Genomic DNA, 554 nt, shown 5'->3' on the forward strand with positions numbered 1-554 from the left:
GCCGCCGCGCAGGCCCGGCAGGCCACGGCCCAGTGTATCATCGATAAGCTGCCGGCCGGCGGCTCGGCCGGAGCCTTCCCCAGCACGCTGGGCAATACCAGCGGCTGCGCCAGCTCGTTCCCGTTGGGCTTCCTGCGCAATGGCCGCTTCAACAACGTGCTGGTGGGCCAGACCCTGACGCTCGCCCTGAACACGCGCCTCGACAACACCCTGGCCGGCGTGCCCCTGAGCGCCACCATGCGGTCGTACGCCACTATCAACTGCTCGTCGCCCAACCCCGCTGACCTGACGGGCATCTCGCGCTCCATTCCGGCGTCGGTGCTTGGCAACCTCGACTACGGCACGGGCACGCCCACCGTGGGCAGCCTGCTGGCATTGGCCAATAAGGCCCTGGGCGGCGTGGCCTACGCCAACGGCGGCGGCAACCCGAGCTTCAGCGACATCAGTTGCGCCGTGGCTGGCATCAACGAGCTGTTCGACGAGTGCCGCATCTTCGACCCAAACCCGGCCTGCTCGGCTCGCAGCACCGCCGGCCTGAGCACGGCCAGCGCGCC

General features: G+C 69.7%; 1 protein-coding gene. It reads left to right on the forward strand.

The genetic code is table 11. The annotated features are described in order from the left end of the window. The coding region (locus tag ACYVDE_RS25850; RefSeq protein WP_460504360.1) for a hypothetical protein at window positions 1-554 on the forward strand (554 nt) is incomplete at both ends.

It is taken from the genome of Hymenobacter agri, assembly GCF_054778495.1.